We start from the raw sequence: 5,430 nt of genomic DNA on the forward strand, positions 1-5,430 counted from the left end.
GCAGAACTGTGGTCGGAAGTTAAAACCCGTTTCCCCGCAGATCTAACCCGTCAGAGTCCCTACCTAGAGGACGCCGTTTTTAATCAGTACCATTCAGAAACGGAATTATTGCGCTATCTCCACCAACTAGAAAGCAAAGATTTAGCCTTAAACACTTCTATGATTCCGTTGGGTTCCTGCACCATGAAACTCAACGCCACAGCGGAAATGATGCCCGTTACCTGGCCCGAATTTGGTAAAATTCACCCCTTTGCCCCCGCTGGTCAAACGGAGGGTTATCAAATTTTATTTGCCCAGTTGGAAGCTTGGTTGCGGGAGATCACCGGTTTTGATGCTATTTCCCTGCAGCCCAATGCCGGATCCCAGGGGGAATATGCGGGGTTACAGGTGATCCGTCAGTATCACCTCAGTCGGGGGGAAGCACAACGCAATATCTGTTTAATCCCCGAATCGGCCCACGGCACCAATCCGGCTAGTGCGGTGATGTGCGGCATGCAGGTAGTGCCGGTGAAATGCGACGGGGAAGGCAACATCGATGTGGAGGATTTGACGGGGAAAGCGGAAAAGTACGGCGATCGCCTGGCGGCCTTGATGGTGACCTATCCTTCCACCCATGGGGTATTTGAAGCTACCATCGGCTCAATTTGCGATATTGTGCATCGCTTTGGTGGTCAAGTTTATATGGACGGGGCCAATATGAATGCCCAGGTGGGGTTATGTCGTCCCGCCGACTTTGGGGCGGATGTGTGCCATCTCAATTTACACAAGACTTTTTGCATTCCCCATGGTGGTGGCGGCCCTGGTATAGGCCCCATTGGGGTTAAGGCCCATTTGCAAGAATTTTTACCCTGGACTAGTTTAAATTCGTCTGCTGCAACTCCAGAAGAAGACCAATCCATTGGCATGATTTCCGCCGCTCCCTACGGCAGTGCCAGCATTTTGGTGATTTCCTGGATGTACATTGCCATGATGGGGCCCCAAGGTTTGACCAAGGCGACGGAGGTGGCCATTCTCAATGCTAACTACATGGCTAAACGGTTAGAAGATTATTACCCCATTTTATTCAAGGGTAACAATGGCTTAGTGGCCCATGAATGCATCCTTGATTTGCGCCCCCTCAAGAAGCAAGCGGCGATCGAAGTGGAAGATGTGGCCAAACGCCTAATGGATTTTGGTTTCCATGCCCCCACGGTGTCTTGGCCGGTACTGGGCACCATGATGGTGGAACCGACGGAAAGTGAATCCCTGGCGGAATTAGACCGTTTTTGTGATGCTATGATTGCCATTTACCAGGAGGCCCAGGCGATCGCCAACGGGGTAATTGATCCCGCTGATAACCCGTTGAAAAATGCCCCCCATACGGCCCAATCCCTCATCTGTGGTGAATGGAACCATCCCTACGACCGGGAACAGGCCGCCTACCCCGCCCCCTGGACTAAGCAGTTTAAATTCTGGCCCGCCGTTGGTCGCATTAACAATACCTACGGCGATCGCCATTTAGTTTGCTCCTGCGAGGGGATGGAGGCTTACAAGGAAAGTTAACCGGAATCAGGGCAACGGTGAGGCGGGGGACAAATTGCTCTCAAATTTGTTTGCCCGTGGCAGTCACACCTGGGAGGCTTGGCGACGGGCAGCGGATTTTTCTAGTAGGGATTGGGCGAAGGCTAACGCTTCCTTGGCGGAATGGCCCCCGGTTAATTGGGCTAATTCCTGTTGGCGATCGCTATCGGATTGGAGGGGGGTAATGCGAATAACGGTGCGTAAATCTTCATCAAGCTGGGGGTTCGCCGGATCGGCAATGTTCTCGTTAATAACCACTTTGTCCACATGGAAATGGACATCGGCCAGGGCCGCCACCAAGGGTTGATGGGTGACACAGAGGAGTTGTTGACGCTGACTCAGTTGGGCTAGTTTGTCGGCGATCGCCTGGGCCACTTTGCCGGATACCCCCACATCAATTTCATCAAAAATTAAGGTTTGGCTGGGGGGAGATAGGTCACTAAAACAGGCTTTGAGGGCAAGGAGGAAGCGGCTCATTTCCCCACCGGAGGCGGTGGCCGCTAAAGGTTGAATTTTTTCCCCTGTATTAGGACTGAAATAAAATACTACCTGTTCTGCCCCAAAACTACTGGGAGGTATGGACTCCAATTGACAAACGAAAATCACCTTTTCCATGGCCAAGGGTTTAAGTTCCTGTACCAATCTTTTTTCCAGTTTTTGGGCTGTTTTCTGTCGAATTAAAGTTAACTGACCACAATGCTTGATTAATTTTTGCTCTGCCTCAGTCAATGCTTCTTGCAACTGGGCCAGGGATTGTTCTCCGTCCGTCAATTGGTCATATTCAGCTTGAATTTTTTCTTGGTAGGCAATGGCTTCGGTTAAACTGGGGCCGTATTTACGAGAAATTCTTTTCAATATTTGTAATCTTTCTTCCACTTCCCCCAACCTCTCCGGATCAGCTTCCAAATTATCGCCGTAGCGTTGCACTTGCCTTCCCGCTTCAATTACTTGGGTTAATGCTGTTTGTACCAATTCCAATAGGGGATTAAGGCCACTGTCAAATTCCGCCATGGTTTGCAACTGTCCCTCCGCATCCCCCAACAGATCGGCGATCGCCGGGGCATCCCGTTCACTTTGGTACAAGAGTTGAGTAGCTTGGTAACTTAATTGCTGTAGTTCCACTACATGGGAAAGTTTTTCTTGCTCTTGGATTAATAATTCCCATTCATCACCATCGGTTAATGCTGCTTCCGTCAACTCCTGTAACTGGTAAGTTAAAAAATCTAACCGTTGTAAACGATTTTGTTCCGATTGTTGCCTGGCGGTTAAAGCTTGTTTTGTTTGGGTAAATTGTTTATAGGCATTCTCCACTGTCTGGCGTTTTTCTAGTAAAGCTTGACCACCAAATAGATCTAGTAATTGTCGTTGTTCCCCTGGATCTAATAACTGTTGAGTTTGACCTTGGGCTGTAATTTCCACCAATTGGCTTCGTAATTCTGCCAAAATTTGTCGATTTACCAACACCCCATTAAGGCGAGAACGGGAATTTAACGAGCTTCCTTTTTTGCTAAATTCCCTGGTGCAAGCAATGGTGTTATCTTCTAACGGTTCAATGGCCTGGGCCACTAACCATTGGTTAATAGCGGGGGGAGCATTAAAAATTCCCTCAATGGATCCATTGGGACAACCCTGACGCAGAACCCTAGCCCCGGCCTTCCCCCCTAGCAACAAATCAATAGCATCAAGCAAAATTGATTTCCCCGCTCCGGTTTCCCCCGTCAATACATTTAAGCCTTGCCCGAAGTTAATTTCTAAGCAATCAATCAAAGCAAAATTAATAATCCGCAGGGATAGTAGCATGAAGAATTGGCCAATGGTTTGAACATTCTGCTATGAGGGAGTGCCCGTTACAATAACTAAGCCTAGAATACAAGTGCAAATTAAAGTACGCTGGCTTTCCATACCCAACTCGGCATGAAGTTTGATTTTACCACGGGGATTTCTTTGCCATCATTGCCGCCAATCAGTCTGTTGCCATAGTTCTAGCTTAAGTCCTAAGAGGGGATTGGGGGTTTATAGTATGGCGATCGTCCGTGTCAAGCAGAGATTTTAGTTGTGCATACTGTGGGAATTTAAAACATAAATTGGCTAGAATGATTTCGGAGTGGTAAGGTTTTTGGAGTTTTCAGACCTCCTATGCTGGACTGATTAGGCCACTTCGAAGATGTTTGTGGAACAAAGCGGTGGGACAAAGAAAAAGATGGGGCTTGTTAATTCTACAGGTGGCGACTATTGCCCTAATTACTTTTGGTGCGGGAATTTGGCTCGCTTACAAAATCAGTCTACGAAATCAACAAACCAAGCTAGAGGCGATCGCCTCCCATAACGCTGCTCTGATTAGTACCTTGTTAAAAAGTCAAGATAGGAAAGAAGTAATCAATATTCTCCGACGTTCCTATCTGCACACCGATCCCCTCATTGGCAACAATGAAATTATGATTGGGGAAGGCTACCATGGGTATCTGGTTTGCCTGATTTTTTATAGTTGGTATACCCAGACTTGTCCCAATCTTCTCGACAGTCCTACCCACTGGAATAGTGCCCTGCGCCAAGCTCTGCAAAAACAGAATGGGGTCACCATAGGGTTAAATCACAATGGCAAGAAGGCGATCGCCGCCTACCAATACATCCCAGAAGTTAATTGGGCGATCGTAGTGCAATCTGACCTGAATCAGTTTCAGGCACCTTTTCGGCGTTTGGCCATAATCTTTTTGGTGGTAATTATCACCCTTGAAAGTGTGGGCATAATGTTATTTTTCAAATTAAATAAGCTTGCCATTATACCCAATGATAAAGCAAAATTTGCCAGTCAGGAGCAATTTTTATCAGATTTAAATGGTGAAATCAATAATCTTCTCTGCATTTTAGAGAATAGCAATAATCTTCTTGTGGTGCTAGATGATCAGGGGCAAATCATTTTTATTAATCATAGTGCAGAAGCTGTAATTGGATTGAGCCAAAATGACTTGATTGGCACAAATTTTACTGATTTGTTGGTGGATTCAGAAGCAGTTAATCAATTAAACAATATTTTCACTGACAAAGCTCAACCATCAAACACAATCAACTATAGAAATAAATTAAAAAAACAGGATCAAAGCACTGTTGTGATCGACTGGACTAGCAGTCTGATATTCCATCAAGCAGAGGGCATAAAGTATTTAATCCAGAACGGAGTAGACGTTACCAATAAAATTACCAATGAGCAAAAATTAATTGATATACAAAATCAATTTAAAGCAATTTTTGAAAGTTCAGAATTAGGCATTGCTATTTTAGATTCTGAAGGTGTATTACGTCGCCATAATCACAAACTTTGGTCATTACTGGGCAAAGCATCCGTCCCGATGGGACAGTCAAAATTTGTTGATTTCATTCAGCCCCAATATCAACAAAAATTTGGGCAATTTTATCAAGCAATTGTCCTGGGCGATCGCCATGGTTTTGAGCAGGAAATTAGTGCGACTGTAGAGGGGGATAAAAATCTTAATCTGGCATTAAATACTGTTGGTCTAAGAAATGAAAATGATGAATTTCAGTTAGCTATTATTTTACTCAAAGATGTTACCCCCTATAAGTCTATAGAAAAGGCCAGGGTGGAATTAATTGAACGCAATCAACTCCTGATTAATGCCCTGGGAGAAATTGTCTATTGCCATAATTTAGAAACGGATACGATTGAATGGCAGGGCAATTATCTGTCTATCCTTGGTTACGATGCTCAATCAATGGGCAACAATGACAAAATACGCAAAAATAGAATTCATCCCGATGATTTGCCCCAGGTAGAAGAAGAAATGAAAAATGCCTGGGAAGAAAAACGTATGTTTGACATTGAATACCGCTTTCAAGCAATAGACGGTGAATATC

3 protein-coding genes are annotated in these 5,430 nt (G+C 45.3%); 2 read left to right on the forward strand and 1 reads right to left on the reverse strand.

Annotation, left to right across the window (positions count from 1 at the left end):
- A partial coding sequence (gcvP, locus tag IQ219_RS16375; RefSeq protein ID WP_194073310.1) for an aminomethyl-transferring glycine dehydrogenase occupies window positions 1–1,542 on the forward strand: 1,542 nt, incomplete at its 5' end.
- 63 nt (window positions 1,543–1,605) lie between these two features.
- Here gcvP and recN read toward each other — a convergent pair.
- Complete coding sequence (gene recN, locus IQ219_RS16380; protein WP_194073311.1) at window positions 1,606–3,360, reverse strand: DNA repair protein RecN; 1,755 nt, start codon at window positions 3,358–3,360, stop codon at window positions 1,606–1,608.
- Between the two features lie 422 nt (window positions 3,361–3,782).
- Here recN and IQ219_RS16385 point away from each other — a divergent pair.
- On the forward strand, window positions 3,783–5,430 hold a 1,648-nt coding region (locus IQ219_RS16385; RefSeq protein WP_194073312.1), incomplete at its 3' end, for a PAS domain S-box protein.

It is taken from the genome of Synechocystis sp. LEGE 06083 (assembly GCF_015207725.1).
In the GTDB taxonomy this organism is placed as follows: domain Bacteria; phylum Cyanobacteriota; class Cyanobacteriia; order Cyanobacteriales; family Microcystaceae; genus Synechocystis; species Synechocystis salina.